This window comes from Actinomadura madurae (genome assembly GCF_900115095.1).
GTDB lineage: Bacteria > Actinomycetota > Actinomycetes > Streptosporangiales > Streptosporangiaceae > Spirillospora > Spirillospora madurae.
The window spans coordinates 29,152-54,830 of record NZ_FOVH01000014.1 but is presented as its reverse complement, the minus strand read 5'-3'; the positions used below and the strand labels follow the sequence as shown (position 1 = coordinate 54,830).

Sequence of the window (25,679 nt, the reverse complement as noted above, 5' to 3'; positions counted from 1 at the left end):
GGCACAGGTGTCCCTCGGGTGTGGATATCGACCGGTGGGGGTGGGTTTAGGCGGTTTCGGGGTGGGGGCGGCGGTGCCGGCGTCTGGTCTGTGGGTGGAAGCGGATCACTACCGGTAGGTCGGGCATGCCGACCGCGTCGCGGTAGCGCTCGACCGGGCCCGCGCCGAGTTCCCCGTACACCTCGCTCACGAGGGTGTCGCCCGCGCAGGACACGGTCAGCCGGAGCCGCGGCCGGTCGGCCGTCCCGGTGAGGCGGACGCGGGTGTCGCGGACGCCGGGCAGCCCGCGCGCGTCCCGGGTCAGGTCGTCCGCGGCGGCGCGGGCGCGGGCGCGGGTCTCCGGGTCCAGGTCCGGCCACCAATGGTGGACGGCGGCGCGGCACTGCATGACGAGCCACAGCTGGCCGGCGAGCGCGAGCAGTTCGGCCACGCCCGCCGCGGCAGGCAGGAACCATCCCGTGTCGGCGGCGAAGCGGTGCAGCGCCGGGTCGAGCAGCGGGCGCTCCGCGACGGCGTCGAAGGCGCCGAGGCCGGCGGCCAGGGCGGACGCGCCGGCCAGCAGCAGCACCGCCCCGGTGGCTGCGATCGCGATCCTCATCGTCAGTCCTTCCGCCAGCGGAGCCGGACGTCGACGTCCGGCCGCCGCATCGGCTCGATCCCGTCCAGCCGGGCCTCGATCGCGGCCCGGACGAGATCGGCGATGTTCGCCGGGTTCCGGTACCCGGTGGCCGCCCGGACGACGACGCCGCGGCGGAACGCGCCGAACCCCCGGACGCGGGCGCGCTCGATGCCGGGGACGTCCAGCGCGGCGTCCGCGAGGGTCCGGCGGAGGGCCGGCCGGCCGATGGCGCCCGCCATCCGCGGATCGGGCCCGGCCAGCGGCACGCCGCGCGGACGGCCGGGCAGGGCGGCCAGCAGGAACGCGATCCCGAGGACGGCCATCCCTCCCGTCACGACCAGGACGTTCGGGTCGTTCCAGGAGTGGCGCCGCAGGACGCCTACGGCGGCGGCGACGCCCGGCACCGGGTGGACGGCGGAGCCGAGCGCGCCGGCGAGCAGCTCGATCGCGGCCACCGCGCCGGTGGTGGTCGCCAGCAGCGCCGCGGTGACGCCGGCGAACGCGCGGCGGGGCCGCAGCTCGCGGACGGCGAGGCGGCGGGCCCGCCGCCTGGCCCGTTCCTCCTCGATCAGATCCCTGACCAGCGTCTCCGCCATTGCCACCCCCGTGGGCCGTCGGCGCATCCGACATCATCACCCATGGTGCGGCACCGTCACGCTGAGTGAAACACGCCATGCCGACGCGGGTCAGCGGAAAACGACCGTCCGGTCACCGTTGAGCAGGACGCGGTGCTCGGCGTGCCAGCGGACGGCGCGGGCGAGGGCGAGGCACTCGACGTCGCGCCCCACGGCCACCAGCTCCTCCGGGCTGTGGGTGTGGTCGACGCGGGCGACCTCCTGCTCGATGATCGGGCCCTCGTCCAGGTCGGCGGTGACGTAGTGCGCGGTCGCGCCGATCAGCTTGACGCCGCGCGTGTGCGCCTGGTGGTAGGGACGGGCGCCCTTGAAGCTCGGCAGGAACGAGTGGTGGATGTTGATGATCGCGCCGGGGAGCTTGGCGCAGAAGTCGTCCGACAGGATCTGCATGTACCGGGCGAGGACGACGAGGTCGGCGCGGTAATGCTCGACCAGCGTGAGGATCTCCGCCTCCTGGGCGGCCTTCCCGCCCGGCCCGACCGGGAGGTGGTGGTAGTCGATGCCGTACGACTGGGTGAGGGGCCGCAGGTCGGGGTGGTTGGACGCGACCGCGACGATGTCGATGTCGAGCAGCCCGGACCGGGTCCGGTACAGCAGGTCGTTCAGGCAGTGCCCGCCCTTCGACACCATGATCAGCACGCGCGGGCGCTCGGCCAGCGGGTGCAGCCGCCACTCCAGCCCGAGCTCGGGGACGAGGGAGCCGAAGGCGCCGCGCAGCTCGTCGGGGTCGGTGTCGTCCAGGGCCGCGAACTGCACCCGCATGAAGAAGGTGCCGGACTCCCCGTCGCCGAACTGCTGGCTCTCCACGATGTTGCACCCGCGCTCGGCGAGCAGCCCCGAGACGGCGGCGACGATGCCGGGCCGGTCGGGGCAGGACAGGGTCAGCACGTACTCGTTCACAGGTCTCACTCTCGACCTCGGTGTGAGAAGCGGCAGCTCAGGACGGGTGCCTTGAGCTTACGCGCTCCCCCACGCCGGCGCCGGGGAGCCGCCGCCGCATGTCGCCGCCGTCGGGACCGGTGAGGGGCCCGTGTGACCACCTTGTCTACTGGTGAGTAGTTTACGAACTCGCGTTGAGGTTACCTTTGCCGTCATGCGGCGAATCGCGCTCGTGACGACGGCGGTCATCCTCCTGCTCGCGGGCTGCACCGACGAGCCCGCGGAGAAGGGCAGGGCGGAGGGGCGTCCGGCGAAGGTCGACGGCATCCCCACCTCCGCGGGCACGCACAAGCAGAAGCTGGACGTCGGCACGATCGGGCACCGGGAGTACCTGCTGCACGTCCCGGCCAAGGTGGCGGACGGGACGTGGAAGGACGGCAGGCCGGAAGACCCGCCCCCGCTCGTCATCGCCCTGCACGGCGGCCTCGCGAACATGGGCAAGATGCGGGACCTCACCGGGTTCGACGAGCAGTCGGACGAGCACGGCTTCCTCGTCGCCTACCCCGACGGGTTCATGACCACGTGGAACGCGGGCGCCTGCTGCGGCGCGGCGAAGATCGGGAACATCGACGACGTCGACTTCCTCACCAAGCTGATCGACAAGGTCACCGGGGCGGGGCTGGCCGACCCGAAGCGCGTCTACGTCACCGGGTTCTCCAACGGCGCGGGGATGGCGTACCGGATGGCCTGCGAGCGGCCGGGCAAGGTGGCGGGCATCGGCGTCGTGGAGGGCGCGCTGGTGACCGAGTGCGACCCGGACCGGCCGGTGTCGGCGATGATCTTCCACGGCACCGCGGACCGGAACGTGCCCTTCAACGGCGGCGGGAACCGGGACTTCAACGACCGGCGCCCGTTCCCGCCGGTATCGGAGGCGGTCGAGTTCTGGCGTAAGGTCGCCGGACTGCCCGAGCCGCGGCAGCGGGTGAAGGCGGCGGCCGGCGACACCGAGTGCGGGAGCACGGGCAAGGGCGAGCGGGGTGTCGCGGTGACGTTCTGCAAGGTCAACGGCGGCACGCACCGGTGGCCGGACGGGGCGACCGCGATGCTCTGGGACTTCTTCGACTCCCACCCCCGCACCGGCTGACCACCGCCGGATATGAGGGCTTTTCATATTTTCCGGCTATGGTGGGAGACGTGACGAGCATCAACCTCCGGGACCGCTATGACGCCGCGACCGCCGCGATCGAGGCGCCGTTCGCCGTCGTCGACCTGGCGGCCTTCCGCGCCAACGCCGCCGGCCTCGTGCGCCGCGCCGCGGGCAAGCCGATCCGCGTCGCCAGCAAGTCGGTGCGCTGCCGGGCGCTCCTGGAGGACGTCCTCGCGATGGACGGCTTCTCGGGGATCATGGCGTTCACCCTCCCCGAGGCGCTGTGGCTGGCCGCCGAGGGCGTCAGCGACGACATCCTCGTCGCCTATCCGACCGCCGACCGCACGGCCGTCGCCGCGCTGGCCGAAGACCCCGCCGCCGCCCGCGCCATCACGCTGATGGTCGACTGCCCCGAGCACCTCGACCTGATCGAGGCCGCGGCCGGCGACCGGCGGATCCGGGTCTGCGTCGACATCGACGCCTCCTATCGTCCGCTCGGCGGGCGCGTCCGGATCGGCGCGCTGCGCTCCCCGCTGCGCACCGCCGCCGAGGTCGGCGCGTTCGCCGAGCGGATCCTCAAGCGGCCCTCGCTGGACCTCGTCGGGCTGATGGCCTACGAGTCGCAGATCGCCGGCGTCGGGGACCTCCCGCCGGGACGTCCCGCCCGGGGCCGCGTCATCCGCGCCATGCAGCGGCAGTCCCGGTTCGAGCTGGCCCGCCGCCGCGCCGCGATCGTCCGGGCCGTCCGCGACCTGGCCGACCTGGAATTCGTCAACGGCGGCGGCACGGGCAGCGTGGAGAAGACCGCCGCCGAACGCGCCGTCACCGAGGTCGCCGCCGGCTCCGGCCTCTACCAGCCGCACCTGTTCGACCAGTACTCCAACTTCACCGGACGTCCCGCCGCCCTGTTCGCGCTGCCCGTCGTCCGGCGCCCCGGGCCCGGCGTCGCGACCTGCCTCGGCGGCGGCTACCTGGCGTCCGGGCCGGCCGACGCCGTCCGCCTCCCCCAGCCGTACCTGCCGGCCGGGCTGTCCTACGACGGCAACGAGGGCGCGGGCGAGGTGCAGACGCCGCTGCTCGGCCGGGCCGCCGACCTGCTGTCCGTCGGCGACCGCGTCTGGTTCCGCCACACCAAGGCCGGCGAGCTGTGCGAACGCTTCGACGCCCTCCACCTCATCGAGGACGGCCGCCACACGGGCACCGTCCCCACCTACCGGGGCGAAGGCAGGACCTTCCTCTGACGAGCCCCGCGCCACCGTCTAGGTTGGGGGCATGGGAGACGAGCCGGTGATCGGCGTGCGGGGAGAGCCGCGGTGAAGATCGCGATCATCGGCGCCGGCAGCGGCTACATGCCGGGCGTCATCCGGGGCCTGCTGCACCGCGCGGACGACCTCGCCGGCGCCGAGCTGGCGTTCCACGACGTCGACACCGCGCATCTCGACGTCATGACGCGGCTGGCCCGCGGCATGTTCTCCGCGCGCGGCGCCGCGTTCACCGTCGAGTCGCACACCGGGCTCAAGCCCGCGCTGGACGGCGCGTCCTACGTCTTCACCACGTTCCGGCCGGGCGGGCTCGCCGCGCGGCACCTGGACGAGTCGATCCCGCTCAAGCACGGCGTCGTCGGGCAGGAGACGGCCGGGCCGGGCGGGTTCCTGATGGCGCTGCGGTCCGTGCCCGTGCTGCTGGAGATCGCGTCGGCCGCCGATCCGGGCGCCTGGATCGTCAACTACACCAACCCGACGAACATCGTCACCGACGCCGTGGCCCGCGCCACCGGCGCGCGCATCATCGGCCTGTGCGACCAGTTCATCGGCGACACCGAGATGTGGGCTGACCTGCTGGGGCTGCCGTCCGAGGGGCTGGAGGCCGACTGGATCGGCCTGAACCACGCCACCTGGGCGCGGCGGCTCCGGCTCGACGGCCGCGAGCTGGACGTCCCGCTGCTGCTGGACGGCCTGGAGGTCCCCGGCGGCGGCGCGACGCCGTGGCGCGACCCGTCCCGCATGGCCGAGCTGGCGAAGGCGCTCGGGTTCCTGCCGAACTCCTACTCCAAGTACTACTTCTTCCACGACGAGGTCGTCGGGGAGCTGCGCGCGAAGGGCAGGACCCGCGCGCAGGACGTCCTCGCCATGCTGCCCGGCTACTACGAGCAGGTGGCCGCGGAGTCGCGGAAGGCCGACCCGGACCCGTCCCGCGAGCGCGGCGGCGGCGAGCACGGGGAGTTCGCGGTGGACGTCATCTGCGCCATGCACCGCGACGAGGGGCGCCGGATGATCGTCAACACCCGGAACGGCGGCGCGGTCTCCTCCCTCGACGCGGACGCGATCGTCGAGGTCCCGTCCCTGGTCGGACGGTCCGGGCCCGTCCCGCTGACGATGGGCGCGCTGCCGGGCCCGGTGCGCGGCCTCACCCAGGCGATCCACGCCTACGAGCGGCTGGCGTCCGACGCGGCCGTCACCGGCGACCGCCGCACCGCGCTGCAGGCCCTCATGGCGCACCCGTTCGTCCGGAGCAAGCACACCGCCGAGAGGATCCTCGCCGAGGGCCTCGCCGCGCACCGCGCCCATCTCCCGCAGTTCGGCTGAACGGCACAGGTCCCGGCTCCGTACTCCATGGTGTGGGAGGAACGGATTGCGGGGCGTACCGGATCGGCCTCGGCGTCTATGCCATCGGACGGCTGGCGGGCGCCGAGGCCGACGAGCTGTCGGCGCACCTGCGCGGCTGCCCGCCCTGCCGCGAGGAGCTCGCCGAGCTGCGCGGCGTGGCCGAACTCCTCGCCTACTCCGCGCGGCAGTGGGGCGTCGCGGTCCCGGCACGCAGAAGCGCCGGCCGCAGACCGCGGACCGGCGCCTCCAGGATGGGCCTCAGCGGCGCCTGCGCCTACGGCGCCACAGGACCAGGGCGGTCACGGTGACGGCCGCGGCGGCGCCCGCGAGCAGCAGCCGCTTGTCGAGCTGACCGTCCTCGCGGTCGTCCTCCTGGTCCTTGGCCTCGCCGGACGGGCGCACCAGCGCGCCGACCGCCTTGGCGACCTGGTCCGCCTCCTCCTTCAGCCGCTCGGCACCGCGCTGCGCGACGTGCTTGGGGTTGAGCCGGTCGGCGAGCTCGTCGACGGTGCGGGCCAGCTCCTGGCGGCGTAGCTCTATCTCCCGTTCCAGCGCCGCCGGGTCGCGGCTCCTGTCAGCCATGCCGTGTCCTTATCGTGTCGGGCGAACTCGTGCGGGACGAACCATGACGAGCCAAACATGATCCGAACAGTGTGGCAGGTCTTCCCGGCGATCGCCCGCCACACCCCAGCCGGTACGGTGGGGAGCCACCATCCGAGCGAAAGGCGGGTCAGGGTGTCCGAGCGGCTCCAGCCGGGCGACGTCGCCCCCGAGTTCGAGCTTCCCGACGCCGGGGGCGTCCCGGTGTCGCTGGCAGCGCTGCGCGGCAGGCGCGTGATCCTGTACTTCTACCCGGCGGCGATGACGCCCGGCTGCACCAAGGAGTCGGTCGACTTCGAGGGCAGCCTGCCCGAGCTGGAGGAGGCGGGCGTCACCGTCGTCGGCATCTCCCCCGACAAGCCCGCCAAGCTCGCGAAGTTCCGGGAGAAGGAGGGGCTGACCTTCCCGCTCCTGTCCGACCCGGACGCCGAGGTCCTCAAGGCCTACGGCGCGTACGGGGAGAAGAAGCTGTACGGCAAGGTCGTCGTCGGCGTCATCCGGTCCACGTTCGTCATCGGGGCGGACGGCCGGATCGAGAAGGCCTACTACAACGTGAAGGCCACCGGGCACGTCGAGCGCCTCCGCCGCGACCTGAAGGTCTAGGAACGGCCCGCCAAGAACCCGGTCCGGCAACGCATCCGGCCGACAACGCACCAGGCCCGCGCCGAGCGCGGGCCTGGTGCGGGCGGGGGGATTCGAACCCCCACGGTGTCGCCACCAACAGGACCTAAACCTGCCGCGTATACCTGATTTCGCCACGCCCGCGGGTGCCTCCGTCCGGAGGCGCGTTCAGCTTAGCGGCTGTTCCCGGACGGCGCGGCGGGTCGTCCACCGGCCTGGAGCGCGGCGCTCCGCCCCTCCGCCCCGGCGGCGGGAGCGGCGGCCTCGCGCCGGGGCGCGCGGTACAGCACCGCGACGATGACCGCGGTGACGGCGAGCGCGACCGACGCGGTGAGGAACGCCGACTGGACGCCGTCGCCGAAGGCCGCCCGCGCCTGGTCGGCGACCTGCGGGCCGATCCGCATCGCGACCGCCAGGGACGACTCGGCCTGCTCGGCGACCGGACCCGGCAGGGAGTCCACGTTCAGGTTCGCGCGGTAGGCGGACTGCAGGATGCTGCCGAGGACGGCGATGCCGAGCGCGCCGCCCAACTCCCGGGCGAGGTCGTTCATCGCCGAGCCCACGCCCTGCTTCTCCACGGGCAGCGCGTCGGTGATGGACGCGGTGGACGGGGTCATGGCGAGCCCCATGCCGGCGCCGAACGGGACGAGTCCCGCCAGCAGCAGCCAGTAGGTGCTGTCCTCGTCCAGCAGGGAGAAGATCAGCATCGCGAGGGCGACGAGGAGCAGCCCGGCCGTGACGACGCGGCGCGGGCCGAGCCGGGCGGCGAGCCGCGGCGCGACGCCCCGGGCGAACGGCATCATCATCAGCGCCATGGGCAGCAGGCTGAGCGCCCCCACCAGCGCGCTGTCGCCCTTCACCAGCTGCAGGTACTGCAGGACGATGAAGACGAAGCCGAAGAAGGCGAAGAACTGGAGGGTGATCGTGAGGGCGCCCGCGGAGAACGCCCGGATGCGGAACAGCCGCGGGTCGAGCAGCGGGTTCGGGCGCCTCAGTTCCCACAGGACGAACCCGGCGAGGATGACGACCGCGGCGCCGAGGCCGAGCAGCGTCCGCGGGCTGCCCCAGCCCTCCACCGGCGCCTCGATGATCGAGTAGACGCCGGCGCCGAGCCCGGCGACCGTGATCACGGCCCCGGTCAGGTCGAGCCTCGGGGCGTCCGGCTCGGCCGACTCGGGGACGACGGCGAGCGTGGCGACGAGCGCGACGACGGCGAGGACGACGTTCATCCAGAACACCGACCGCCACGACCACGCCTCCAGCAGGCTCCCCGACACCAGCAGGCCGAAGATGCCGCTGGCGCCGGCGACGCCGGCCCAGGCGCCGACCGCGCGGGTGCGCTGCTCGGCCGGGAACGTGGAGGTGATCGTCGACAGCGTCGCCGGCATCACCAGGGCGGCGCCGACGCCGAGCACGCCGCGCATCGCGATCAGCCAGTCCGGGTCGCTCGCGAGCGCCGCGGCGGCCGAGCCCGCGCCGAAGACGACGAGCCCGGCGGCGAGCGCGCGGCGGCGCCCGTACCGGTCGCCGATGGCGCCGCCGAGCAGCAGCAGCGCGGCGAACACGAGCGCGTACGCGTCGATGATCCACGCGAGCTCGGTCAGCCCGGCGTGGGTGTCGCGGGCGATGGACGGCACCGCGGTGTTGAGGGACGCCACGGCCGACACGACCGTCGCGAGGGACAGCATCACGGCCGGCAGCACCGCGCGATGGACGGTGCCCGGTCCTTCCTTGCCGGTGGCCATGAGAAGCCTCCTGAGGGGGGTTTCTGTTCTCTGCGTTTCCTCGAATCTGGCCTCCGGCCCGGCTATATTTCAACCGTGATGAATAAATCCGGAGCGTCCCGGGGCCGGCGCCGCGGCAGCCCCGACACCCGGGAGGCGATCCTCGCGGTGGCCCGGCGCCGCTTCCTCGCCGACGGCTACCAGCCGGTCACGATGCGGTCCATCGCCGCCGAGGCCGGCGTCGACGCCGCGCTGATCAGCTACTTCTTCGGGTCGAAGCGGGGCCTGTTCGGCGCGGTGCTGGGCCTGGTCGCCAACCCGCCCGAGGTGCTGGCGGGCGCGCTGCCCGGCGACCCGGCGACGCTGCCCGAACGCGTCCTGGAGGCGCTGCTGACCGCGTGGGACGACCCCGAGAAGGGCGCCCCGCTCGTGTTCCTCGTGCGCAACGCGGTGCAGGACCCGGAGCTGACCCGGCTGGTCCGCGACCTCATCGAGCGCGAGATCGTCGGCCGCATCGCCGAGTACGCGGGCGGCCCGGAGGCGCGGGCGCGCGCCGCGGCGTTCGGCACCCAGCTCGCCGGGCTGATCTTCGTCCGCTACCTCATCGGCGTGGAACCCGTCGCGTCGATGCCGCGTGATGAATTAATCCGGCAGCTCGCCCCGGGGCTTCGGGCCGCCCTGTTCCGCCCGCGGCGGCGGTCCCCGATCCAGAGATCCGCCCGTCCCGGCGGTTAGGGACGCACCCCCGCGCGGGTTCCGGTCGGCACGCCCCGCCGCCCGCCCAAGTATGTGAAAAGAAAGCCTCGGCAGGCGGGGGAAGGCCGTCCTACGCTGGTCGGGTCCGTCCGCCACGCGCAGTCGGTGACACCATGACCACACCCCCGGCGGGCACCGCCGCGAGCGACACCTTCACGCACTTGCTGCTGCCCTTCGACGGGATGGAGCAGTTCCTCGGCGGCGCCGTCCCGTTCCTGAGCGCGGGCGTCGACGCGGGCGACCGCGTCCTCGCGGTGTGCGGGCCCGCCCGGGAGGCGCTGCTGCGCGATGCGCTCGGCCCCGCCGCCGGCGGCGTCGAGTTCACCGCGGCCGCCGCCTGGTACGAGCACCCGTCCCGGACGATGTCGGACTGCCTGAGCGACGCCTGCGACACCGCGCGGCAGGGGCGCCGGCTCCGGCTCCTCGGCGAGCCGGTGTGGGCGACGCGCCCCCCGCTGGAGGTCGTCGAATGGCAGCGCGCGGAGGCCGTCCTGAACATCGCGTTCCGCGGCACCGGAGCCGCGATCATGTGCCCGTACGCGGCGTCGCTTCCGGCGTCGGTCGTCGCGGCCGGGCGCAAGACCCACCCGGAGACCGTGCGCGGCGCGCGGGCCGTCGCCAACCCCGGCTTCCTGAACCCGTGGACGTTCTGCGGCCAGTGCGACGACGAGCCGCTGCCCCCGCCGCCCGCCGGCGCCGAGACGCTGGACATCGACCGCCCCGACCTGTACTGGCTGCGCGCCTACGTCGCCGACTGCGCGCGGCAGACGCCGCTGCCCGAGGAGGACCGGCAGCGGCTGCTGGTCGCGGTCACCGAGATCGTCACCAACGCGCTCCGGCACGGCGCGCCGCCCGTCGTCCTGCGCCTGTGGACGGACGAGTCGGACGGGACGGCCGCGCTGGTCTGCGAGGTGACCGACAAGGGACGGTGGGCGCCGGGCACCGGGTACGGGCTCGTCCCGCCGGCGCCGGGCAGCACCGCGTCCGGCGGACGGTTCGGGCTGTGGGCGGTGCGGTTACTGTGTTCCGTCGTCCAGATCCGGACGGGCGAGGACGGCACGGCGGTCCGGCTGCGGCTCACCCTTCCCCACCCCCCTGACCACGTCCGGATGAACGGAGCGTGAGGAACTCCATGCGTTGGGCTTCCAAAAGCGGCCATCCGGCGTACGCTGAACGAATCCGCACTACATCCGATGGGCAGGCCATGGAGACACCCTGGTTCGCCAAGCGCCCTGTCAGCGACGTCCGGCCGGGAGACCACGGCTGGCTGGCCTACAGCGGCCCGGAAGAGCGCGACCGGATCATCGAGCCCTTCATCCAGGAGGGCCTGAGGACCGGAGAAAAGGTCGTGTACGTCACCGACACGCCCGCCGACCGGCTGCCCGGCCTCGGGCCCGCGCACCGGGTCGACGTGCACCCCCACATGAGATCGGGCCAGCTGCGGGTGATCACGCGGCCGGAGGCGTGCCTCGACCGGAACGGGACCTTCGCACCGTCCAAGATGGCCGACACCATCGGCCGCGAGGTCGGCGCGGCATTCGACCAGGGCTTTCGCGCCGTCCGGCTCACCACCGACTACAGCTGGCTGCTGGACCGGCCGGGACGGTCCGACCTCGGGCTGATGCTGGGCTGCGAGCACCGGGTCGGCGACGCCGTCTCGCCGAGCACCATGGCGATGGCGATCTGCCAGATCGACCGGCGCGCGTGCCCTCCCGACCAGCTCATCGCCCTCCGCGACACACACGAGGTCCTCGTGGAAGTGAACCCCGAATTCGATGACGGGATCCTGAAGATAGTGCGCACATTCGAACCGGACGGGCTGCGCGTCGAAGGGGAGCTCGACGCCGCCCGGCACTCGGTGTTCGCCGAGAAGCTGTCGCAGGTGCGGCCCGGCGGCGGCAGCGTCCACCTCGACCTGTCCCGGCTGGGCTTCATCGACCTCGGCGCGCTCCACCTGCTGGCCCGGCACGCCACCCGGCTGCCCGCCGACGCCTCGCTGGTCCTCGACCACCTCTCGCCGGACGTGGAGCACGTCATCGAGATGGTCGGCTGGCACCGGCTGCCCGGCCTCGCCCGCGGGCAGGGGACCCCGCAGATGGGAGGCCTCTGCTGATGGCATTGGAGCACAGGGCCTTCCTGTACGGCGGCACCGACGAGTTCCTGTCGGTCGCCGTCCCGTACCTGAAGGCCGGCCTCGAACGTGACCAGGCCGTCGTCGCGGTGGCACGCGAGCCGAACCTGACCGCTCTGCGCGACACGCTCGCCCCGTACGGCGCCGCGATCGACTACATCGACTCCGCCGGCTTCTACCAGCACCCCGTCCGCACCCTGCGCGACTACCAGAACCTGGTAAGGGACAGCGCCCCGCGCTCCGTGTGCGCGCTCGCCGAACCTGTCTGGGACGGGTGGAGCGAGCGGCAGGCGCTCGAATGGGTCCGCTACGAGTCGCTCATCAACGTCGTGTTCGGGGAGACGGACGCCTGCGCGCTGTGCCCCTACGACACCGAGACGCTGCCCGCCCGCATCCTCAACGAGGCGCGGCGCACCCATCCGCTGCTGGTGACCGGACGGCAGGACGGCGGCAACAGCGAGTACGTCGACCCCGTCGCGTTCGGGGCGGGCTGCGACCGGCGCGTCCGCCTCGACCGCCCGGCCGGCGCCGACTACCTCGCCATCGACGGCGCCGACCTGCACGGCCTGCGGTCGTTCGTCGGCGAGCGGGCCCACAAGCACGGCCTTGCCAAGCAGACGGCGCAGAACCTCGTCACCGCCGCCAACGAGGTCGCCGCGAACGCGCTCCAGCACGGCACGCCCCCGATCGGCCTCTGGGTCTGGCAGGACGGCCCCGACCTGATCTGCGAGGTCGGCGACCACGGCTTCTGGCACCCCGCGCCCGGCCCGCTGACCGGCTACGTCCCGCCCGACTCGGCGCTCCAGCGCGGCTTCGGGCTCTGGACCGTCCGCCTCCTGGTCGACCTGATGGAACTGCGCACCGGCTGGGACGGCACGTTCGTCAGGCTCCTGGTCCAGTCGTGACGCCGGCGGGCGGAGGAACCACCGGGGTCGCGCTCGGCTCCCTCGCGCTCGGCTCCCCGACGCCCGGTGAAGCCGGTGAGCCCGCTCCGCCCGGTCCGCTCGGTCCGCTCGGCGAGGGCGGGACGGGTCGACCCGGGGACGCCGGATTCGGTGTGGGCACGGTCGTGGCACTCGGCGCGGGTTCCGGGGTGCGCGGGTGCTCCGCCGGTGTGGACGTCGTCCCGGGCGGTGTCAGCGGGCGCGCGGGCTCGGGCCGTCCGGCTCCGGGCCACAGCAGCACCGCCACCGCCACCACGACGGCGGCGGTGACGGCCGCCGCCACGGCCGGGAAGGCCCAGCGCCGTAGGCGTGCCCGCCACGCCGGGGCGGTCTCGCTCCCCGCGTCCTGAAACCTGCGGACGGTCTCGGGGTCAGCGTGGATCTCGTCCGCGGCCGCGCGGTAGTGGTCGCGCAGCAGGGCGTCGAGCTCGTCGTTCATGCCCTGCCCTCCGTCATGTGCTCCCGCAGCGCCGCCATGGCCCGCGCGGCGTGGCTCTTCACCGTCCCCCGGGAGATCCCGAGCGTCTCGGCGATCTCGTGCTCGCTCAGGTCGCACCAGTAGCGCAGGACGACGACCGCCCGCTGCTTCGCGGGCAGCGCGCGCAGCACCTCGTCGAGGTCGCCCGCGCCGGCCCCCGCCGCCGCGGCGGGTGCGCCCGCGAGCCGCTCGACGTCGGCGACCGACCCGACCGGGGTGTCGCGGCGCCGCGCCCGGCGCTTGTTCTCGTCGATCGCGAGGTTGACCAGCACCCGGCGCGCGTACGCCTCCGGGTTGCCGTCCGCGAGCCGCCGCCACCGCCGGGCCACCCGCTCGTACGCGACCTGCAGCAGGTCCTCGGCGAGGTGCCGGTCGTAGACCAGGAACACGGCCGTGCGCAGGAGGCGGCCCGCGGTGACGGTGACGAACTCGTCGAACGAGCCCTCCGCCCCGCGGACCTCCTCCTCGGTGCTCAACGTGGACAGACCGCACCTACCTCGGCTTCGGGGCGCCGGGCGGCGCGGGCACGACCGTGGGCTCGTCCCGCGGCGGCGCCGGTGCGGGCGCCGCGGGCGCCTGCGCGGCGTCGGTCGGATACGTCGCGCATCCGGGCGGCGGGCTCGCCGGCTCCGGGGAGGCGGGCTTCGGAGCGGCGGGCGCGGAGGTCGCGGGCCCCGGGGAGGCGGGCTCCGGGGACGCGGGCTTCGGGGTGGCGCGCTTCGGGGCGGCGGACGTCGTGGGCTCCGGCGAAGCGGGCCTCACTGCCTTCGGCGGGCGCGCGGGCCGTGCCGCCGGCTCGGACGGCACCGGCCGGGGCGTCGGGCGCGCGGGTTCGCAGGACGGCGGCGCGGACGGGGCGGGCGTCGCCCGCTGCCCGGCGGGGTACGTCACCGCGTTCGTCGCCGCCACCTGCCGCGTGCTCGCCGGGGCGTCCGTCCCGGCCGCCAGCCAGGTCCCGGCGGCGAGGACGCCCGCCCCTCCGAGCGCGGCGAGCGCGAGCACCGGCCCGCGGCGGACAAGGCCCTTGTCGATCATGTTGCTCCTCGGGGGAAGGTTTCCCTACACCCCCGATAACCCCTGCGGCGGGCGTCCAGGTTGTCATGCCCGCCCGTTTTTCCCGCCCCGTTCTCCGCCTAGCGGAGCCCGGCGGCGTCCAGAGCGCTGGGGAGGATCTCGGCCATGGCGCGGAAGGCGCGCCCGCGGTGGCTGATCGCGTCCTTCTCCGCGGCGGTCATCTCGGCGGTCGTGCGGGTCTCGCCGTCCGGGACGAAGATCGGGTCGTAGCCGAAGCCGCCGGTGCCGCGCGGCTCCCGGATCAGCGTGCCGCGCATCCGCCCCTCCACGCAGTGCTCCACACCGCCGGGGACGACGAGCGCGGCCACGCACAGGAAGGCGGCGCCGCGCCGGTCGCCGGGCACGTCGGCGACCTGGTCGAGGACGAGCCGCAGGTTGGCGGCGTCCCGGTCGCCGGTGCCGAACCGGCCCGACCAGCGGGCGGACAGCACGCCGGGCATGCCGTTCAGCGCGTCCACGCACAGGCCGGAGTCGTCGGCGACCGCGGGCAGGCCGGTGAACGCGGCGATCGCGCGGGCCTTCAGCAGCGCGTTGCCCTCGAAGGTCGGCTCGGTCTCGGGCACGTCGGGGGCGCCGGGGAACTCCTCCAGGCCCACCACGTCCAGCCCGCCGAGGATCCGGCGCAGCTCGGCGACCTTGCCGCGGTTGCCGGTCGCCAGCACGACCCGCGTCATCGGCCGAGCGCCTCGGCCTGGAGCCGGGTCAGCTCGGCGCAACCGCCCGCCGCGAGGTCGAGCAGCGCGTCCAGCTCGGCCCGGTCGAACGGGGTGCCCTCGGCGGTGCCCTGCACCTCCACGAACCGGCCGTCGCCGGTGCAGACGACGTTCATGTCCGTCCCGGCGGCGGAGTCCTCCTCGTAGCACAGGTCGAGGCGGGGCTCGCCCTCCACGACGCCGACGCTGACCGCCGACACCGAGGTGATGAGCGGGTCGCCCTTGAGCAGCCGGCGCTCGCGCATCCAGCCGACCGCGTCGGCCAGCGCCACGTACGCGCCGGTGATCGCGGCGGTGCGGGTGCCGCCGTCGGCCTGCAGGACGTCGCAGTCGAGCTGGACGGTGTTCTCGCCGAGCGCCTTGAGGTCCAGGCAGGCCCGGATCGACCGGCCGATCAGCCGGGAGATCTCGTGGGTGCGCCCGCCGATCCGCCCCTTCACCGACTCCCGGTCGTTGCGGGTGTTGGTGGCGCGCGGCAGCATCGCGTACTCGGCCGTCACCCAGCCGAGGCCGCTGTCGCGCCGCCAGCGGGGCACCGACTCCTGCACGGACGCGGCGCACAGCACCCGGGTGGCGCCGAACTCCACGAGCACCGACCCCTCCGCGTGGTCGAGCCATCCGCGCTGGATGCGGACGGGACGGAGCTGGTCGTGTGCGCGATCATCGGGACGGGCCATGCGCCCAACCCTAGCGGGACTCACAGGGTGTAACGGGCGCCCACCCTGGCCAGTTCGATGGGGCCGTCATAGGAGGCGGCCCTGGCCTCCTTGAGGGACATGTCCGGGTCGTTCCACGGCACGAGGTGGGTGAGGACGAGCCGCCCCACGCCCGCGCGGGCGGCGTGCTCGGCGGCCTCCCGGGCGGTCAAGTGCAGCTCGGACGGCAGGCCCGGCCCGTCCAGGAAGGACGCCTCGCAGAGGAACAGGTCGGCGCCGGTCGCCAGCTCGACCAGGGCCTCCGACGCGCCGGTGTCGCCCGAGTAGGCGAGCGTCCTGCCGCCGTGCTCGATGCGGAACGCGTACGCCTCGACCGGGTGCGGCATCAGCGCCGTCGTGACCCGGAACGGTCCGATCTCGTAGGGGCCGCGGCGCAGCGTGCGGAACTCGAACGTCTCCGACATGCCGGGGTCCGGTTCGAGGTCGTAGGCGCGGGCCATGCGGGCGGCGGTGTCCGCGGGGCCGTACACGGGGATGCGGGGAACCGGGCCGCCCGGCCGGTACGTGCGCGCCACCCAGTATCCGCACAGGTCCAGGCAGTGGTCGGCGTGCAGGTGCGAGATGCAGACGGCGTCGATCTCGTACAGCGAGCGGAACCGCTGCAGCGACCCGAGCGCCCCGTTCCCGAGGTCGAGCACCAGCGCGTAGCCGCCCGCCTCGATCAGGTAGCTGGACGCGGGGCTGTCCGGCCCCGGGAAACTGCCGGAGCAGCCGATCACAGTGACCCGCACGCTCACTCCTCCTCTTGTGTCCCCGAGGAATCAGGTGGTCAGAGCCTTGCTCAACGTCGTCTCCACCGCGCCGATCTCGGGCCCGAGGAAACGGCGGCCGAGCTCGGCGAACACGGCGGGGTCCCCGGTGGCGCGGAACCGGTGCCGCGGCCGTGGCGTCGCCTCGGCGCGGGCCAGCCCCCGATCGTGCAGCACTCGGTACACGTCCTTGGCGGTCTCGTCGGCGCTTGAGACCAGTGTGACCCCGTCTCCGACGACATACGAGATGACGCCGGTCAGAAGCGGGTAATGGGTGCAGCCGAGAATGAGGGTGTCGCACCCGGCGTCCATGATCGGACGCAGGTAGCCCCGGGCCGCTTCGAGCAACTCCTCGCTCATCGTCACGCCCGCCTCGACGAACTCGACGAAGCGCGGGCAGGCGGCGCTGACGAGCTCGATGTGCGGCGCGGCGGCGAACGCGTCGTCGTAGGCGCGGCTGGTCACGGTGGCCTGGGTGGCGATCAGCCCGACCCGCCCGTTGGAGGTGGCGCGGGCCGCGCGCCGGGTCGCCGGGTTGATGACCTCGACGACCGGGACGTCGTAGCGCTCGCGGGCGTCGCGCAGCATTGCCGAGCTGGCACTGTTGCAGGCGATGACCAGCATCTTCACGCCCTCGTCGACGAGCTCGTCGAGCATCTCCAGCGCGTAGGCGCGGACCTGCGCGATCGGCCGCGGTCCGTACGGCTGGCGGGCGGAGTCGCCCAGGTAGACGATCGGCTCGTTCGGCAGCTGGTCGAGGACGGCGCGGGCCACCGTGAGGCCCCCGAACCCGCTGTCGAAGATCCCGATGGGCGCGTCCTGGTGGCCGTCCGCCCGGGATGGATCTGACATGGTGCCCAAGGCTAAGCGACACGGCCCCGCGCGGGTGCGTCATGCGTTGGACATCACACCGTCACACGCCGGAAAACCCTCCAGCTCACGCCGCGGACGCGTGATCCGGTCGTCGGCCGCCGCGAAACGCCGTGCTTTCCGCCGATCGGCGCGGCGGGCTCGGATGCGGCGGGCTCGGGTGCCGGGTCAGGCGCTGGGACGGGGGGCGCGGGCGAGCTGGCGGCTCTGCGCGACGAGGCGGCCGGCGGTGTCCCACACCTCGACCTCCTCGTCGAACCAGCCGCCGGACAGCAGCCGCCCGGTGCCGTGCACGGCGAGCCAGCCCGGCGCGGGGACGGCCCGCATGTGCCAGGTCAGCTCGACGGTCGGGGCCCAGCCCTGCGCGCCGAGGTTCAGCGCGACGGGCGGCAGCGCGTCCACGGCCAGCGCGAGGGAGTAGGCGTCGAAGGGGTGGCCGCAGCGGTGCCGGAACCAGGCCCGGATCTCCGGGCGCCCGAGCGGCTGCCCGTCGAGCCAGCCCATCGTGGTCCGGTCGAAGCGCATGTCGACCTGGTCGGCGAAGTCGCCGGCGCCGCTGGGGGGCCGGACGTCGGTGCACTCCTCCAGCGGCGGCATGGCGACGGACGGCCCGGCCGTGTAGTCGGGCTCGGTGGCCGGGTCGAGGGTGCCGGTGGTGATCAGCGCGTCCACGACGGGACGGTCGTCCTGGACGAGGGTGACCAGCGACGAGGCGGCCGTGCGGCCCTCCTTGCGCGAGTCGACGACCAGCCGGGCGGGGCCCGCCTTGACGACGCGGTGGAAGTCGGCCGCGGTCGAGACGGGGTGCTGGTGCGGGGACGCGTCCACGGCGGCGCGGGCGAGGACGGCCATCAGGTAGCCGCCGTTGAGCGCGCCGCCGATGCCGTAGCCCGCGTCCAGGACGATCTCGTACCGGCCGTCGCCGACCCGCTCGACCGCGGTCGCCTCACCGAACCCGCTCATCGTCCCTCCCTGCGCGCCGCGTCGGCACACCCGGCACATTCTAGAATCACGTTCGATAACGCACTCTACAGTGCCGGACGTGCACCGGAACGTGCCGGGTCCGGTCCGGGCGGGGCCGGGCCGGCCGCCCCCGCACCGGGTCAGGCCCAGAGCTGGCCTTCGAGGCGGGCCTCCGCCTCCTCCAGGGTGCCGCCGTACGCGCCGGTGGACAGGTACTTCCAGCCGCCGTCGGCGACCACGAACGCGATGTCAGCCCGCTCGCCCGCCTTGGCCGCCTTGGCCGCCATCCCGAGCGCCGCGTGCAGCGCGCCGCCCGTCGAGATGCCCGCGAAGATGCCCTCCAGCTCCAGCAGCTCGCGGGTGCGGCGCAGCGCGTCCCGCGACGCCACCGAGAACCGGGTGGTCAGCACCGACTCGTCGTACAGCTCGGGGATGAAGCCCTCGTCGATGTTGCGCAGCCCGTATACCATCTCCCCGTAGCGGGGCTCCGCCGCGACGATCTTGACGTCCGGCACCTGCTCGCGCAGGTACCGGCCGACGCCCATCAGCGTGCCGGTGGTGCCGAGCCCGGCGACGAAATGCGTGATCGACGGCAGGTCGGCGAGGAGCTCCGGGCCGGTCGTCTCGTAGTGCGCGAGCGCGTTGGCCTCGTTGCCGTACTGGTAGAGCATCACCCACTCGGGGTTCTCCTCCGCCAGCCCCTTCGCCACCCGGACGGCCTCGTTCGAGCCGCCCGCCGCCGGCGAGAAGATGATCCGGGCGCCCCACATCTCCAGGAGCTGGCGGCGCTCGGCCGAGGTGTTCTCGGGCATCACGCACACCATCTCGTAGCCGCGCAGCTTGGCGGCCATGGCCAGCGAGATGCCCGTGTTGCCCGACGTCGGCTCCAGGATCGTGCAGCCCGGCGTGAGCAGCCCCTCCTTCTCCGCCTTCTCGATCATGTAGAGGGCGGGGCGGTCCTTCACCGAACCGGTGGGGTTGCGGTCCTCCAGCTTGGCCCAGAGCCTGACGTCCGCGCTCGGCGACAGCCGCGGCAGCCCGACCAGCGGCGTGCGGCCGAGGGAGTCCAGCAGTGAGTCGAAACGCATGCCGGCCCGGCTCAGCCGCCGGCCACTGCCGGGAGGATGGTGACGTTGTCGCCGTCGGCGACCTGCGTCTCCAGCCCGCCGAGGAAGCGCACGTCCTCGTCATTGAGGTAGACGTTGACGAACTTGCGCAGGCCCTTGTCGTCCACCAGCCGGTCGCGCAGGCCGGCGTGCCGGGTGTCCAGGTCGGCGAACAGCTCGTCGAGCGTGCCGCCCTTGCCCTCGACGGCCTTCTCGCCGCCGGTGAGGTTGCGCAGGATCGTCGGGATCCGGACCTCGATCGCCATCGCGGTGATCTCCTTCTACGTCGTACGGGGCTGCCCGCCCCTGCGTCACAACCGGGCGGGCGGCGGGATGATTCCAGGCGTGATCAGCGCGTCAGCGACAGTCGTAGACGACCTCGGCGCGCGAGTGCCCGAACAGGAAGCTCTGCACGGGGGGCACGGCGGCGGACCCGGCGCGGCGCCGCACGCCGCGCGTCCCACGCTCGCTCGTCCCCATGGGGCCCAGTTTACCGGCCGCCGCCCCGCCGCTCCCCGTCGCCATCAGCCCGAGTACGCCTCCACGACGGAGACCTCTTCCTCGGTCACCTCGCCGTCCACGATCCGGAACGACCGGAACTCGGTCCCGTCCTCCTCGCGCGTCGAGACGAGCACGTAGTGCGCGTTCGGCTCGGACGCGTAGGAGATGTCCGTGCGGGACGGGTACGCCTCGGTGGCGGTGTGCGAGTGGTAGATCACCACCGGCTCCTCGTCCCGGTCGTCCATCTCCCGCCAGACCTTCAGCTGCTCCTGCGAGTCGAACCGGTAGAAGGTCGGCGACCGCTCGGCGTTGACCATGGCGACGAACCGGACGGGACGGTCCGAGCCGATCGGGCCGGCGATGATGCCGCAGGCCTCGTCGGGGTGGTCGGCGCGCGCATGCGCGATGATCTGCTCCACCAGGGCGCGCTCGATCGTCAGCATGCCCCGAAGGCTACCCGGCGGCGCTTCCGCGCCCGGCGCCGCCCGCCCCCGCACGCGCCCCCGCATGGGGCCTCAGCCGAGCCGGACGCGCAGCCTGATCCTGGTGCCCCGCGCGCCCGACCGGATCTCGACGATGTGGCAGAGCCGCCGGACGGCCCACATCGCCGCGTCGCCCCCGTGCGCGTCCGGCGGCACGTGCCCGAGGAACCGGTCGGCGAGCATCCGCCCCGGGTCGTCGACGTCGCACACCAGCTCGCCGTCCTCCGCCCACACCAGCAGCGCCCCGTGGCCGCCGCCGTCGCGGACGATGCCGGTCGCGACCTCGTTCACCGCCAGGACGAACGGGAGCGTCCGGTCGCCGGGCAGGCCGTGCCGGGCGGCCTCGGCGGTCAGGAAGTCGCGCAGCGCCGGCAGGGCGCCCGCCGCGAACGTCCGGCGCACCGCGGCCGTCGGGGGCGGCGGCAGCGGGCCGGCGTTGCATTCGGCGTAGTACTCGGCCGGATCGGTGAAGCGCTCGCTCACCGCCGTCCCGTCCGGGCCGGTCAGCTCGGGGTGGGTGCGGGCCGCGCCCTCCAGGACGTGTCCGGGCAGCCCCGCCGCGTCGTACGCGCACACGATCGTCGAGGGGGTGCCGGCGAACACCACGTTCAGCAGGCACTCGTGCCGCTTCCACTCCCGCGTCTCCAGCGGGGTCAGGCCGTCCCAGACGGGCTCGGCGAGCAGCCGCAGCCGCCCGCGCGGCCACCAGTCGGCGCGCGCCCGGTCGTGGCAGGACGCCAGCGCCTGCACCGGGCCGTCGCCGAACCACTCCGCCGCGTCGATGAACTCGATGCCCGCGACGGTCCTCGGGCCGAGCCGCTCGCGGAGCTCGGCGGACACCGGCGGCGCCACGACGGCGACGACCGCGTCGTCCGCGCGCCGCCCGTCCCGCAGGAACGGGACGGCCGACAGCAGGAAGTCCTGCCGCGATCCGTACAGCAGGGCCCGGTGCGCGAACAGGTCCCGGCCCGCCTCCGGCCCGCGCGGGCCGGCCACGGCGGGACCGCCTCCGGCGGCTCCCGTCGATCCGTTCACGGCGCGCTCTCCGTAACGATGCCGGGCGCGGTGTCCCAGCCCGCGGCCCGCATCATCAGCTCCATGCAGCCCGGCATCGACCGCAGGATCACCTGCCGGTCCAGGACGCTGCTCATCTCGTTGGCGCGGATCAGGGCGCGCAGCCCGTCCAGGTCGCAGAACTCGAGCCGGGACAGGTCGAGGCACACGTGCGCGGCGCCGCCGCCGACGTCGCGCAGCGCCTCCACCAGCGCGGGCAGCGTCGACTCGTCGATCGCGCCGGACAGCCGGAGGCCGGGCGGCGCGAACAGCGGCACGATCGTCAGCACCCCGTCGTCGTACACGGCGTCGGCCCGGACCCGCCCGCCGTGCCGCGCCTCGATCTCGCGCAGGTGGTCGCCGGCGAACCAGCGCCGGTCGAACTGGCACAGCGCCATCGCGCGCCCGGCCCGGCCGACGGCGCGGTGGACGGCGTCCTCGAAGGCGGTGAACCGCTCCGTCCCCGGCCAGCCGCGCAGGGACGGGCACGCCTGCGCCGTGACCCGCACGCCCGTGCGCCCCCGCGCCAGCGCCTCGTCGAGCACGGCGCCGAGGTCGGTCCCGGCGGTCGGCAGGACGGTCAGGCGGCCGTCGCTGAGCGCCGCCCCGAACCGATCGCGGAGCCGGTCCCGGAGCCGCGCGGCGGCGGCGTCGGCCAGTTCGCCGTCCACCAGGTAGACGAGATCGTGGCCGGCCCGCAGCCCGTCGTCGAGGAACGTCGTCAGCACGGCCCGGCGCTCCTCGTCGTTGACGTACGCGAGGCACAGGTGGTCGCCGAACCACATGTCGCCGACCGCCCGCGCCGCGCCGGGGCCGGCGCCGGGGTCGGCGTCGCGGACCTGCCCGGATCCCATGCCTCCTCCTCGGCCGCCGAAGCCGCCCGCGTGCCCTAGCGGGCGGCGCGTTCGATCGAGACGCCCGGGGCCTCGTCCAGGCCCTCGGCGCGGAGCCCCGCGTGCACCTCGGCGGGCACGCCCCGCAGCAGCAGGCCCCGGTCGCGCGCGGGGCGGTCGGCCCCGGTCAGCATCCGCAGGCCGTCCGGGTCGCAGGCCTCCAGGCCCTCCAGGTCGAGGCAGAGCAGGCCGGTCCGGGTCTTGATCGACTCCAGCACGGACGCGGCGGCGGGACGGGTCGCCGCGTCGATGACGCCGGCCACCCGCGCCCCGGGCGGGCTGAACAGGGGGCTGATCCGCAGCGCCCCGTCGTCGTAGTAGTCGTTGGCGCGCACGCGGCCCATGTGGGCGGCCTCCACGTCCGCGAGCCGGGCCCCCTCGAACCAGCGCCGGTCGAACTGGCAGATCGCCATCGCCTTCAGGTCGGTCGTCATGAAGACCTCGTCCAGCATCCGCTCGAAGTCGCCGTGCTGGTGGGTGCCGGGCCAGCGGCGCAGCGAGAACCGCGCCTCGCCCGCGATCCGCACCCCCGAGTACCCCTGGACGAGCGCGAGGTCGATCTCGGTCGCCATCAGCTGGAGGCTCTCGGACGGGTCGAACCGGCCGCTCGCCAGGAACGTCTCCTCGGCCGTCCGGACGACGAAGTGCCCCTCCTCCATGGCCTCGGCGAGGTCGACCGGCGCGCCCTCCGGGGCGGCGTGCGGGGCGGCGGCGTGCGGGGCGGGGCCCGTGCTCTCGTGCTCGGCGAGCAGCCAGCCGAGGACGTCGCCCGCGCGGACGCCGTCCGAGATGTAGATGACCTTGTGCCCCGCGGCGACCCCGTCGCGGGCGTACGCGGCCATGATCGACCGCCGTTCCTCGTCGTTGTCGAAGATGAGGGCCAGATGGTCCCCGAGCTCCATCGCGCCGACCGGCTTGGTACCGGTCCCCACTGCCGACATGGACGCCTCCGAGTTGTCCGCGGCCCGCGGTGGCGGGCCCCTCAGTCCCCTGCGACAACGCTAACAACGCTCCGCACAGACGTCCCGACAATCGGTAATGTCCGCTTTGGCCGGGTGTGGACGTTCCGGCCGCCGGCCCTCAGAGCACGCCGGCCCTCAGAGCACGCGGACGAGGCTCTCCTGCAGCATCGTCAGCCAGTCATAGGCCGCGAACATGGGGGCGCGGGGATCGCGCGGGTCCATGCTCCCCGCCTGCTCGTACCAGTCCTCGGTGATGTCCAGCCGGGTGCCGAGCGCGAGCCGGACGTCGTTCAGCGCCCGCAGCCAGGCCTGAGCCTGCTTCTCGTCCAGGACGGCGTCCGTGCCCTCCTGGCGCAGCACGCCGAGGACGGTCTCGGCCGCCTCGCGCTTGCCGTCGCGCAGCCCCATCTCGGTGTAGCGGCGGAACTCCCCGGCAGCCTCGCCGTCGTCGCGGTAGGCGTCCGGGAACAGCCGCGCCAGCACCGGGTCGTCCGGCGCCCTCGTGTTCTCGGAGATGCCGATGGAGGCCAGTTCGCCGTCCGCGTCCGGCGCGTCGCCGAGCAGTGCGAGCAGCTGCTCCATCAGGGCGCGCACGAGCGCGGTCTCCTCGGCCTCCAGGCGCACCCGGACGCCGTCGCGGGTCTTCTTCACATGGCTCATCGGCTCAGTCGTCCTGCTTGACGGTGGCCCACAGGCCATAGGAGTGCAGGATCTCCACGTCCCGCTCCATCTCCTCGCGGGTGCCGTTGGCCACGACGGCGCGCCCCTTGTGGTGCACGTCGAGCATCAGCTTCTCGGCCTTGGTCTTCGGGTAGCCGAAGACCGCCTGGAACACGTACGTGACGTAGGACATCAGGTTGATCGGGTCGTTCCAGACGATCGCCAGCCACGGCCGGTCGGGACGCACGTCCTCCTCGGCGTCCGGCCGTTCCAGCTCCACCGGTGCGGGCGCCGTGCTCATGGCGCTCATCGACGGCGTGCCCCCTCTCTCTACGCGAAGTCGGTCCGCCCACCGCACCCCGATGCTATGCGCGGTTCGCGGCGGCGGCCCGCACGTCCATCGTGCCCACATGAGACCGTATGGTTCCACTGTGGACCTTGGTGACGGCACCGCGCTGCTGACCGACCAGTACGAGCTGACCATGCTCAAGGCCGCGCTGCGCAGCGGGACGGTCGGGCGCCGCGCCGTCTTCGAGGTTTTCGCGCGGAGCCTGCCCGCCGGGCGCCGCTACGGGGTCGTCGCGGGCACCGGGCGGCTCCTGGACGCGATCGAGGCGTACCGCTTCGGCACCACCCAGCTGGACTTCCTCATCTCCCGCGGGATCGTGGACGAACCCACGGCGCAATGGCTGGAGAAGTACCGCTTCACCGGGAACGTCTGGGGTTACGCCGAAGGCGACTGCTACTTCCCGGACTCGCCGATCCTGACGGTCGAGGGGACGTTCGGCGAGGCCGTCCTGCTGGAGACGCTCGCGCTGTCCATCCTCAATCACGACTGCGCGATCGCGTCCGCCGCGTCCCGGATGGCGCAGGCGGCCCAGGGCCGGCCGATCATCGAGATGGGGTCGCGGCGCACCCACGAGCGCGCCGCCGTGGCCGCCGCCCGCGCCGCCTACATCACCGGGTTCACCACGACGTCCAACCTGGAGGCCGGCCGGCTCTACGGCGTACCGACCGCCGGGACGAGCGCGCACGCGTTCACCCTCCTGCACGACGGCGAGCGGCACGCGTTCGCGGCGCAGCTCGCCTCGCTCGGCGAGGGCACGACGCTGCTGGTCGACACCTACGACGTCGAACGGGCCGTCCGGACGGCCGTCGAGCTGGCCGGGCCGTCGCTCGGCGCCGTCCGGATCGACAGCGGCGACCTCGGCGTGATGGCCCGCCGCGTCCGCGAACAGCTCGACTCGCTCGGCGCGACCGGCACGCGCATCGTGGTGACCGGCGACCTGGACGAGTACGGCATCGCCGCCCTCGCCGCCGCGCCGGTGGACGGCTACGGCGTGGGGACGGCCCTGGTGACCGGCTCCGGCGCGCCCACCGCGTCGCTCGTCTACAAGCTCGTCGCGCGCGCGGACGGCCCCGAGGAGGACGCGCCCATGCGCCCGGTCGCGAAACGCTCGGTGGGCAAGCCGAGCAGGGGCGGGCGCAAGACGGCCGTGCGGCGCATCGACGGGCGCGGCGTCGCCTACGCCGAGAACGTGTCCACCGGCGAGCCGACCCCCGGGCAGCGCGACCGCCTCCTCCAGGTGCCGCTGGTGCGGGACGGCGAGATCGTCGGGCGCGAGTCGCTGCGCGAGGCGAGGGAGCGCCACACGCGGTCGGTCGCCGAACTGCCCGCGACGGCGCTCCAGCTCTCCAGGGGTGAACCGGCCGTCCCGACCGAGTTCGTCGACGGCGGCCCGCCCCGTTGAAGCCGCGCCGCGCTGGGCACAAGGCTGGGGTACGGTCAGTGCAGAC

Annotated in this window: 32 protein-coding genes and 1 tRNA gene; 10 read left to right on the top strand and 23 right to left on the bottom strand. The window is 73.9% G+C overall.

The genetic code is table 11. The annotated features are described in order from the left end of the window. Positions 1–46: 46 nt before the first annotated feature. From BM339_RS32610 to purU, 3 genes are all read right to left on the bottom strand, one after another. Positions 47–598, bottom strand: a complete 552-nt coding sequence (locus BM339_RS32610) for a hypothetical protein (RefSeq protein ID WP_021594867.1) — start codon at positions 596–598, stop codon at positions 47–49. 2 nt (positions 599–600) lie between these two features. Next, the gene (locus BM339_RS32605; protein WP_075023353.1) at positions 601–1,215 is read right to left on the bottom strand and encodes a DUF6286 domain-containing protein; all 615 of its coding nucleotides are present in this window, start codon (positions 1,213–1,215) and stop codon (positions 601–603) included. 90 nt (positions 1,216–1,305) lie between these two features. Then, positions 1,306–2,154, bottom strand: coding sequence for a formyltetrahydrofolate deformylase (gene purU / locus BM339_RS32600; protein WP_021597824.1), 849 nt, complete (start codon positions 2,152–2,154; stop codon positions 1,306–1,308). 193 nt (positions 2,155–2,347) lie between these two features. Here purU and BM339_RS32595 point away from each other — a divergent pair, with 193 nt between their 5' ends. The 4 genes from BM339_RS32595 to BM339_RS32580 all read left to right on the top strand — a co-directional run bounded on the left by BM339_RS32595 (position 2,348) and on the right by BM339_RS32580 (position 6,194). Then, positions 2,348–3,277, top strand: coding sequence for a CE1 family esterase (locus tag BM339_RS32595; RefSeq protein WP_075023352.1), 930 nt, complete (start codon positions 2,348–2,350; stop codon positions 3,275–3,277). A 59-nt stretch (positions 3,278–3,336) separates the two neighbouring features. Then, positions 3,337–4,521 (top strand): amino acid deaminase/aldolase, encoded by a 1,185-nt coding sequence (locus BM339_RS32590; protein WP_024935457.1) that lies wholly within the window; start codon positions 3,337–3,339, stop codon positions 4,519–4,521. Between the two features lie 72 nt (positions 4,522–4,593). After that, positions 4,594–5,865, top strand: a complete 1,272-nt coding sequence (locus BM339_RS32585; RefSeq protein ID WP_075023351.1) for a family 4 glycosyl hydrolase — start codon at positions 4,594–4,596, stop codon at positions 5,863–5,865. 32 nt (positions 5,866–5,897) lie between these two features. After that, entirely contained in the window at positions 5,898–6,194 is a 297-nt protein-coding gene (locus tag BM339_RS32580; RefSeq protein ID WP_021597820.1) for an anti-sigma factor family protein, read from the top strand. Here BM339_RS32580 and BM339_RS32575 read toward each other — a convergent pair. Continuing rightward, positions 6,145–6,468, bottom strand: a complete 324-nt coding sequence (locus tag BM339_RS32575) for a DUF3618 domain-containing protein (RefSeq protein WP_021597819.1) — start codon at positions 6,466–6,468, stop codon at positions 6,145–6,147. The genes BM339_RS32580 and BM339_RS32575 overlap by 50 nt on opposite strands. 153 nt (positions 6,469–6,621) lie before the next feature. On the opposite strand from BM339_RS32575, the gene bcp reads away from it, so the two are divergent. Continuing rightward, the gene (gene bcp, locus BM339_RS32570; RefSeq protein WP_075023350.1) at positions 6,622–7,089 is read left to right on the top strand and encodes a thioredoxin-dependent thiol peroxidase; all 468 of its coding nucleotides are present in this window, start codon (positions 6,622–6,624) and stop codon (positions 7,087–7,089) included. Positions 7,090–7,163: 74 nt separating this feature from the next. On the opposite strand, the gene BM339_RS32565 is transcribed toward bcp, so the two are convergent. Both BM339_RS32565 and BM339_RS32560 read right to left on the bottom strand, forming a co-directional pair. Further along, positions 7,164–7,251 (bottom strand) — tRNA-Leu (locus BM339_RS32565). Between the two features lie 29 nt (positions 7,252–7,280). Further along, the gene (locus BM339_RS32560) at positions 7,281–8,852 is read right to left on the bottom strand and encodes an MFS transporter (RefSeq protein WP_075023349.1); all 1,572 of its coding nucleotides are present in this window, start codon (positions 8,850–8,852) and stop codon (positions 7,281–7,283) included. A 78-nt stretch (positions 8,853–8,930) separates the two neighbouring features. Here BM339_RS32560 and BM339_RS32555 point away from each other — a divergent pair, with 78 nt between their 5' ends. From BM339_RS32555 to BM339_RS32540, 4 genes are all read left to right on the top strand, one after another. Beyond that, the gene (locus BM339_RS32555) at positions 8,931–9,566 is read left to right on the top strand and encodes a TetR/AcrR family transcriptional regulator (protein ID WP_075023348.1); all 636 of its coding nucleotides are present in this window, start codon (positions 8,931–8,933) and stop codon (positions 9,564–9,566) included. A 134-nt stretch (positions 9,567–9,700) separates the two neighbouring features. Beyond that, positions 9,701–10,711 carry a sensor histidine kinase gene (locus BM339_RS32550; protein WP_021597815.1) on the top strand — a complete coding sequence of 337 codons (1,011 nt, stop codon included), beginning with the start codon at positions 9,701–9,703 and terminating at the stop codon, positions 10,709–10,711. Positions 10,712–10,791: 80 nt separating this feature from the next. Next, positions 10,792–11,700, top strand: coding sequence for an MEDS domain-containing protein (locus tag BM339_RS32545; RefSeq protein WP_021597814.1), 909 nt, complete (start codon positions 10,792–10,794; stop codon positions 11,698–11,700). Continuing rightward, complete coding sequence (locus BM339_RS32540; protein WP_075023347.1) at positions 11,700–12,623, top strand: sensor histidine kinase; 924 nt, start codon at positions 11,700–11,702, stop codon at positions 12,621–12,623. Before BM339_RS32545 ends, BM339_RS32540 begins: the two co-directional genes overlap by 1 nt. Here BM339_RS32540 and BM339_RS49020 read toward each other — a convergent pair. From BM339_RS49020 to clpS, 17 genes are all read right to left on the bottom strand, one after another. Next, positions 12,601–13,101, bottom strand: a complete 501-nt coding sequence (locus tag BM339_RS49020) for a hypothetical protein (RefSeq protein ID WP_143118700.1) — start codon at positions 13,099–13,101, stop codon at positions 12,601–12,603. The genes BM339_RS32540 and BM339_RS49020 overlap by 23 nt on opposite strands. After that, positions 13,098–13,616, bottom strand: coding sequence for a SigE family RNA polymerase sigma factor (locus tag BM339_RS32530; RefSeq protein ID WP_075023346.1), 519 nt, complete (start codon positions 13,614–13,616; stop codon positions 13,098–13,100). The genes BM339_RS49020 and BM339_RS32530 overlap by 4 nt, the downstream gene beginning before the upstream one ends. A gap of 16 nt (positions 13,617–13,632) precedes the next feature. Beyond that, positions 13,633–14,175, bottom strand: a complete 543-nt coding sequence (locus BM339_RS50235) for a hypothetical protein (protein ID WP_075023345.1) — start codon at positions 14,173–14,175, stop codon at positions 13,633–13,635. A gap of 98 nt (positions 14,176–14,273) precedes the next feature. Further along, positions 14,274–14,888: an RdgB/HAM1 family non-canonical purine NTP pyrophosphatase gene (gene rdgB / locus BM339_RS32520; RefSeq protein ID WP_075023344.1), complete on the bottom strand. Its 615-nt coding sequence runs from the start codon at positions 14,886–14,888 to the stop codon at positions 14,274–14,276. Next, complete coding sequence (gene rph / locus BM339_RS32515; protein ID WP_021598941.1) at positions 14,885–15,604, bottom strand: ribonuclease PH; 720 nt, start codon at positions 15,602–15,604, stop codon at positions 14,885–14,887. The genes rdgB and rph overlap by 4 nt, the downstream gene beginning before the upstream one ends. A gap of 20 nt (positions 15,605–15,624) precedes the next feature. After that, the gene (locus tag BM339_RS32510) at positions 15,625–16,374 is read right to left on the bottom strand and encodes an MBL fold metallo-hydrolase (RefSeq protein ID WP_024936487.1); all 750 of its coding nucleotides are present in this window, start codon (positions 16,372–16,374) and stop codon (positions 15,625–15,627) included. 30 nt (positions 16,375–16,404) lie between these two features. Beyond that, positions 16,405–17,244 (bottom strand): glutamate racemase, encoded by an 840-nt coding sequence (murI, locus tag BM339_RS32505; protein WP_021598943.1) that lies wholly within the window; start codon positions 17,242–17,244, stop codon positions 16,405–16,407. A gap of 186 nt (positions 17,245–17,430) precedes the next feature. Continuing rightward, the gene (locus BM339_RS32500) at positions 17,431–18,225 is read right to left on the bottom strand and encodes a thioesterase family protein (protein WP_075023343.1); all 795 of its coding nucleotides are present in this window, start codon (positions 18,223–18,225) and stop codon (positions 17,431–17,433) included. A 140-nt stretch (positions 18,226–18,365) separates the two neighbouring features. Further along, complete coding sequence (locus BM339_RS32495) at positions 18,366–19,313, bottom strand: PLP-dependent cysteine synthase family protein (RefSeq protein ID WP_075023342.1); 948 nt, start codon at positions 19,311–19,313, stop codon at positions 18,366–18,368. A gap of 11 nt (positions 19,314–19,324) precedes the next feature. Continuing rightward, entirely contained in the window at positions 19,325–19,597 is a 273-nt protein-coding gene (locus BM339_RS32490; protein ID WP_021598946.1) for a MoaD/ThiS family protein, read from the bottom strand. Between the two features lie 91 nt (positions 19,598–19,688). Beyond that, positions 19,689–19,811 (bottom strand): hypothetical protein, encoded by a 123-nt coding sequence (locus BM339_RS51850; protein ID WP_256255561.1) that lies wholly within the window; start codon positions 19,809–19,811, stop codon positions 19,689–19,691. 44 nt (positions 19,812–19,855) lie between these two features. Further along, the gene (locus BM339_RS32485; protein WP_021598948.1) at positions 19,856–20,275 is read right to left on the bottom strand and encodes a M67 family metallopeptidase; all 420 of its coding nucleotides are present in this window, start codon (positions 20,273–20,275) and stop codon (positions 19,856–19,858) included. A gap of 72 nt (positions 20,276–20,347) precedes the next feature. Continuing rightward, positions 20,348–21,349 carry a sensor histidine kinase gene (locus BM339_RS32480; RefSeq protein WP_177287842.1) on the bottom strand — a complete coding sequence of 334 codons (1,002 nt, stop codon included), beginning with the start codon at positions 21,347–21,349 and terminating at the stop codon, positions 20,348–20,350. Then, the gene (locus BM339_RS32475) at positions 21,346–22,221 is read right to left on the bottom strand and encodes an MEDS domain-containing protein (RefSeq protein ID WP_075023341.1); all 876 of its coding nucleotides are present in this window, start codon (positions 22,219–22,221) and stop codon (positions 21,346–21,348) included. Before BM339_RS32475 ends, BM339_RS32480 begins: the two co-directional genes overlap by 4 nt. Positions 22,222–22,256: 35 nt before the next feature. Continuing rightward, positions 22,257–23,201, bottom strand: a complete 945-nt coding sequence (locus BM339_RS32470) for an MEDS domain-containing protein (protein ID WP_083598235.1) — start codon at positions 23,199–23,201, stop codon at positions 22,257–22,259. A gap of 156 nt (positions 23,202–23,357) precedes the next feature. Then, the gene (locus BM339_RS32465; RefSeq protein ID WP_021597125.1) at positions 23,358–23,882 is read right to left on the bottom strand and encodes a DUF2017 domain-containing protein; all 525 of its coding nucleotides are present in this window, start codon (positions 23,880–23,882) and stop codon (positions 23,358–23,360) included. Between the two features lie 4 nt (positions 23,883–23,886). Next, positions 23,887–24,183, bottom strand: a complete 297-nt coding sequence (gene clpS, locus BM339_RS32460) for an ATP-dependent Clp protease adapter ClpS (RefSeq protein ID WP_021597124.1) — start codon at positions 24,181–24,183, stop codon at positions 23,887–23,889. A gap of 130 nt (positions 24,184–24,313) precedes the next feature. On the opposite strand from clpS, the gene BM339_RS32455 reads away from it, so the two are divergent. Continuing rightward, entirely contained in the window at positions 24,314–25,633 is a 1,320-nt protein-coding gene (locus BM339_RS32455) for a nicotinate phosphoribosyltransferase (protein WP_256255560.1), read from the top strand. Positions 25,634–25,679: the final 46 nt, after the last annotated feature.

Coding starts and splice junctions, on each gene's coding strand:
- BM339_RS32610 (WP_021594867.1), bottom strand. CDS start 598: ATGAGGATCGCGATCGCAGCCACCGGGGCGGTGCTGCTGCTGGCCGGC.
- BM339_RS32605 (WP_075023353.1), bottom strand. CDS start 1,215: ATGGCGGAGACGCTGGTCAGGGATCTGATCGAGGAGGAACGGGCCAGG.
- BM339_RS32595 (WP_075023352.1), top strand. CDS start 2,348: ATGCGGCGAATCGCGCTCGTGACGACGGCGGTCATCCTCCTGCTCGCG.
- BM339_RS32575 (WP_021597819.1), bottom strand. CDS start 6,468: ATGGCTGACAGGAGCCGCGACCCGGCGGCGCTGGAACGGGAGATAGAG.
- BM339_RS32560 (WP_075023349.1), bottom strand. CDS start 8,852: ATGGCCACCGGCAAGGAAGGACCGGGCACCGTCCATCGCGCGGTGCTG.
- BM339_RS32555 (WP_075023348.1), top strand. CDS start 8,931: ATGAATAAATCCGGAGCGTCCCGGGGCCGGCGCCGCGGCAGCCCCGAC.
- BM339_RS32550 (WP_021597815.1), top strand. CDS start 9,701: ATGACCACACCCCCGGCGGGCACCGCCGCGAGCGACACCTTCACGCAC.
- BM339_RS32545 (WP_021597814.1), top strand. CDS start 10,792: ATGGAGACACCCTGGTTCGCCAAGCGCCCTGTCAGCGACGTCCGGCCG.
- BM339_RS32540 (WP_075023347.1), top strand. CDS start 11,700: ATGGCATTGGAGCACAGGGCCTTCCTGTACGGCGGCACCGACGAGTTC.
- BM339_RS49020 (WP_143118700.1), bottom strand. CDS start 13,101: ATGAACGACGAGCTCGACGCCCTGCTGCGCGACCACTACCGCGCGGCC.
- BM339_RS50235 (WP_075023345.1), bottom strand. CDS start 14,175: ATGATCGACAAGGGCCTTGTCCGCCGCGGGCCGGTGCTCGCGCTCGCC.
- rdgB (WP_075023344.1), bottom strand. CDS start 14,888: ATGACGCGGGTCGTGCTGGCGACCGGCAACCGCGGCAAGGTCGCCGAG.
- rph (WP_021598941.1), bottom strand. CDS start 15,604: ATGGCCCGTCCCGATGATCGCGCACACGACCAGCTCCGTCCCGTCCGC.
- murI (WP_021598943.1), bottom strand. CDS start 17,244: ATGTCAGATCCATCCCGGGCGGACGGCCACCAGGACGCGCCCATCGGG.
- BM339_RS32500 (WP_075023343.1), bottom strand. CDS start 18,225: ATGAGCGGGTTCGGTGAGGCGACCGCGGTCGAGCGGGTCGGCGACGGC.
- BM339_RS32495 (WP_075023342.1), bottom strand. CDS start 19,313: ATGCGTTTCGACTCACTGCTGGACTCCCTCGGCCGCACGCCGCTGGTC.
- BM339_RS32490 (WP_021598946.1), bottom strand. CDS start 19,597: ATGGCGATCGAGGTCCGGATCCCGACGATCCTGCGCAACCTCACCGGC.
- BM339_RS51850 (WP_256255561.1), bottom strand. CDS start 19,811: ATGGGGACGAGCGAGCGTGGGACGCGCGGCGTGCGGCGCCGCGCCGGG.
- BM339_RS32485 (WP_021598948.1), bottom strand. CDS start 20,275: ATGCTGACGATCGAGCGCGCCCTGGTGGAGCAGATCATCGCGCATGCG.
- BM339_RS32475 (WP_075023341.1), bottom strand. CDS start 22,221: ATGGGATCCGGGCAGGTCCGCGACGCCGACCCCGGCGCCGGCCCCGGC.
- BM339_RS32470 (WP_083598235.1), bottom strand. CDS start 23,201: ATGTCGGCAGTGGGGACCGGTACCAAGCCGGTCGGCGCGATGGAGCTC.
- BM339_RS32465 (WP_021597125.1), bottom strand. CDS start 23,882: ATGAGCCATGTGAAGAAGACCCGCGACGGCGTCCGGGTGCGCCTGGAG.
- clpS (WP_021597124.1), bottom strand. CDS start 24,183: ATGAGCACGGCGCCCGCACCGGTGGAGCTGGAACGGCCGGACGCCGAG.